Source organism: Pinirhizobacter sp., from assembly GCF_035317885.1.
In the GTDB taxonomy this organism is placed as follows: Bacteria; Pseudomonadota; Gammaproteobacteria; order Xanthomonadales; family Rhodanobacteraceae; genus Pinirhizobacter.
This window is the reverse complement of sequence record NZ_DATHFX010000383.1, coordinates 1-3,084: the sequence shown is the minus strand read 5'-3', so window position 1 is coordinate 3,084 and position 3,084 is coordinate 1. Positions and strand designations below refer to the sequence as shown.

Genomic DNA, 3,084 nt, shown 5'->3' with positions numbered 1-3,084 from the left:
GACCTGGAAACCCATGACACCGAGGACGCCATGGACGCGGCCCGCCGGGAACTGGAGGAAGAAACCGGCTACCGCTGCGGCCGCCTTGAGTTCATCCACGCCGGGCCCTCTTCTTCGGGCATGAGCACCGAGATGATTGCCTTCGTCCGCGCCTACGACCTGGAAAAGGTCGGCAACGGGGGTGGCGACGAGACGGAAAACATCCTCGTGCACGAGGTACCCAGGGCCGAAGCGGGCGCCTGGCTGTTCGCCCGGGCCGCGGAGGGGTATTCGATCGACCCGAAGCTGTTTGCGGGGCTCTGGTTCATCGACCACTGCGCCGATACCGGCGTCTCTTGCGACTGAAGAAAGCCTAAAGGTCTGGCCGAACCTGCCGATGAGGAGGCTACGGAGGGCATATGCCCTCCGCCGTTTTCCCATCGCTCAAGGTTCCAACCATGAAAATCGCTGCCATTGCCGCCCTGCTGTTCCTGGCCCCGGTTGCCGCCAACGCTGCCTGCGCAGCGAAGGATTTCACCGTCGACGGCTTCGCCGTCAAGCTGGTAGCCGGTGCGGGCACGCCGCGCTTCAACATGAAGGGCCAGCTGGTGAACAAGTGCCCGGAAGCCGCCGCCGCCCAGGTGAAGATCGAGGCCAAGGATGCCGCCGGCAACGTCCTGCAGACCAAGCAGGGTTGGCCCGCCGGTACCTCGAACATCGCCCCGGGCCAGAGCGTCGACTTCGACCTCGGACGCCTGTTCCGCTACCAGACCGAAATGGCCAACTACACGGTGACGGTGACCGACGTCCGCACCTGGTAAGGCACTACAGCGCGATATAGCGCAGCAACTCGCCCGCCGCGTACGCTTCGTCGCGGCGCGGCAACCACGCCAGCGCCGAGGCGCTGGCCAGGTTGGAAAGCATGTGCGACTCCTGCCGCGGCAGCGGCACGAGCCGAAGCCGGCCATCGTCGGCAATGATGTCCATCCGCAACAGGCGGTCGCGTCCTGCATCGCTTTGAACGCCCTGTGCAAGCTCACCGATGCGCCAGGCAGGCATCGCCGCTGCCTCGCCTTCAAGGCGTGCAAGCACTGCCGCCGCATGTACCGCCAGGCACACCAGCACGGCGCCTGGGTTCCCCGGCATGCCCATGAGCCAGCTCGAACCCCGTCGGCCGAACCACAGCGGTTTGCCCGGCTTCTGCGCCACTTTCCAGAACATCCGTTCCACGCCGAGCGAATCGGCGGTTGACGGTATGTAGTCACGGTCACCCACCGATACCCCGCCGGTGGTGATGACCAGGTCCGATCCATCGAGCGCCTGCGCCAGGGCATCGCGGACGGCGCCGGGATCGTCGGGCACGTACACGCGTACCGGCGCCGGATAGCCCCGCTCCAGCAACCACGCAGTGATCAGGGGGCCATTGGCATCGTGGATGCGGCCAACAGGTGTGTCACCGGCTTCACGCGCCACTTCATCGCCGGTCACCAGCACCGTCACCCGGGGTGAGGGACGCACGCTGACCCTATGTACCCCGGCCATCGCCAACGCACCGAGCAAGCCGGCATTGATGCGCTTTCCGGCAACGGCAACGGTGTCGCCACATTGCAATTCCTCGCCACGGTGGCGCACTTCGTTGCCCGCCGGCACGGCCTGGCGCAGGAGCACGTCGTTGCCATCGCGCTCAACGATTTCCTGCCGCACCACGGCATCGGCACCTACCGGCAATGGTGCACCGGTGAAGATGCGCAAAGCGGTACCGGGGAGCATCGGCGCAGCGGCGGCTTCACCGGCGGCCACGGTGCCGGCCACCGGCAGCACCACCGGGTACGTCGCGGTGGCACCGCTGGTTTCGCTGCCACGGATGGCATAACCATCCATGGCGCTCTGGGTGAATGCAGGAAGGTCCACCGCGGCCCGGCATGGCGCCGCCAGCACGCGGCCCAGGGCACGGGGAAGGTCCAGCTCGATCGCCGGCAGGGCGCCGACGCCCTCGTACATGGCCAGCGCATCGGCCAGGGATATCAGAGTGTGCTCAGGCATAGCCGCCGGGATGGGCATGGCCGGCGCGGGCGTCGTCGAGCAGGTGCACGAGGCCAGGCAGGATCGCAGCCAGCGACTGTTCCGTTCCGCCGCGGCTGCCAGGCAGGGTCGCCACCAGGGTTTCACCGACATAGCCTGCCGTACCGCGCGAAAGCATGGCGAAGGGCATGCGCTGTTGGCCGAAGGCACGGGCGGCTTCCATGATGCCGGGGAGCTCCATGGTGAGCATGCGCGCGACCACGTCCACGGTAATGTCGCGGGTGCCCGCACCGGTGCCGCCCACGGTCAATACCAGCGGCACACCCGCGCTGGTCAGTTCGGTCAAGACCGCGCCCAGCGCGGTGGCATCGTCGGCAAGCAGGCGGTAGTCGATGGGATCGAAGCCGGCCGCTTCGAGCACTTGCCGTGCCGCCACACCGGCCGTGTCGGGCTTGTCGCCCCGCGCCACGGTATCGGAAAGCACCACGATGGCGGCCGCCTTCGCAGCTTGCAGGCGCCGACGGTAGTGCGACTTGCCGCCCTTCTTCTGAAGCAGCCGGCATGCTTCGATGTGCAATTGCTCGGGTTCGGCGTAGGGCTTCAACATGTCGTACAGGGTGAGCGCAGCCAGGCTTGCCGCGGTCAGCGCCTCCATTTCCACGCCCGTCGGCCCGATGGTTTGCACTTCGGTAGTCACCACCACGTACCCGTCACCCAGTTCGAAGGTCACCTCCGCGCGATGGATCGGCAGCGGATGGCAAAGCGGGATGAGTTCATCGGTGCGTTTGGCGGCAAGGATACCCGCCACGCGCGCGGTCTTCAGGGCATCGCCCTTTTCCGTGTTGCCGCTTCGCAGCAACTCGATGCAGTGCGCGGGTGCATGCAGGGTGGCGGTCGCCTGCGCTGAGCGCAGCGAATCGGGCTTCATGCCGACGTCTTTCATGCTGTTCTCAAATCCTCGTGAGGATGCCCATGGCTGTGCGCAGGGTCATCGTCGAAATCGTCGCGGATGCAACAGCCCTCGACGAAGGCGCTGCTGCCATCGGCATAAAATTCTTCCTTCCAGACCGGCACGCCGTGCTT

4 protein-coding genes are annotated in these 3,084 nt (G+C 66.5%); 2 read left to right on the top strand and 2 right to left on the bottom strand.

Annotation, left to right across the window (positions count from 1 at the left end; all coding sequences use genetic code 11):
• The coding region (locus VK519_RS12680; protein ID WP_324350285.1) for an NUDIX hydrolase at positions 1–345 on the top strand (345 nt) is incomplete at its 5' end.
• A 92-nt stretch (positions 346–437) separates the two neighbouring features.
• Entirely contained in the window at positions 438–800 is a 363-nt protein-coding gene (locus VK519_RS12675; RefSeq protein ID WP_324350283.1) for a hypothetical protein, read from the top strand.
• A gap of 4 nt (positions 801–804) precedes the next feature.
• On the opposite strand, the gene VK519_RS12670 is transcribed toward VK519_RS12675, so the two are convergent.
• Together VK519_RS12670 and moaCB are read right to left on the bottom strand one after the other, a co-directional pair.
• The gene (locus tag VK519_RS12670) at positions 805–2,022 is read right to left on the bottom strand and encodes a molybdopterin molybdotransferase MoeA (RefSeq protein ID WP_324350281.1); all 1,218 of its coding nucleotides are present in this window, start codon (positions 2,020–2,022) and stop codon (positions 805–807) included.
• A complete protein-coding gene (gene moaCB / locus VK519_RS12665; protein ID WP_324350279.1) occupies positions 2,015–2,944 on the bottom strand; it encodes a bifunctional molybdenum cofactor biosynthesis protein MoaC/MoaB in 930 nt (309 codons plus the stop codon). Before moaCB ends, VK519_RS12670 begins: the two co-directional genes overlap by 8 nt.
• Positions 2,945–3,084: the final 140 nt, after the last annotated feature.

What these genes read in the sequence shown, in the direction of transcription:
- VK519_RS12675 (WP_324350283.1), top strand. Translation starts at nt 438, where the DNA reads ATGAAAATCGCTGCCATTGCCGCCCTGCTGTTCCTGGCCCCGGTTGCC.
- VK519_RS12670 (WP_324350281.1), bottom strand. Translation starts at nt 2,022, where the DNA reads ATGCCTGAGCACACTCTGATATCCCTGGCCGATGCGCTGGCCATGTAC.
- moaCB (WP_324350279.1), bottom strand. Translation starts at nt 2,944, where the DNA reads ATGAAAGACGTCGGCATGAAGCCCGATTCGCTGCGCTCAGCGCAGGCG.